Genomic DNA, 260 nt, shown 5'->3' with positions numbered 1-260 from the left:
ATCACCAGCAGCGCGCCGATTTCGTAAAGTTGCGTCGCGTGTCGAGGAATCCCGGCGGGCGCGTCCGCCCCTTCGACGAAGCTCACGGCCCAAGGCCAATCGCAGGCGGCGCCGTAACAGCAGCCGTTCACAAAGCAGGCCACTTTGGCGAGCATCATCGGGACTGGCAGGGCCAAGACGGCCACATCGAGTAGTCCGCGTCTGTCGCGGGAAAAAATGACGACGGCGGCGCCGGCCACCGCCAGATAAGCAAGTGGCCC

The 260-nt window shown here is 65.0% G+C and carries 1 protein-coding gene; it reads right to left on the bottom strand.

Annotation, left to right across the window (positions count from 1 at the left end; translation table 11 throughout):
- Positions 1–260 (bottom strand): prolipoprotein diacylglyceryl transferase family protein (locus SAY88_RS25225; RefSeq protein ID WP_332635176.1); only part of this gene is annotated, 260 nt, incomplete at both ends.

This window comes from Halalkalibacter flavus, assembly GCF_036663575.1.
Taxonomy (GTDB): Bacteria; Bacillota; Bacilli; order Bacillales; family Bacillaceae_D; genus Halalkalibacter; species Halalkalibacter flavus.
The sequence above is the reverse complement of the archived record's forward strand: the minus strand, read 5'-3'. Positions and strand labels throughout refer to the sequence as shown.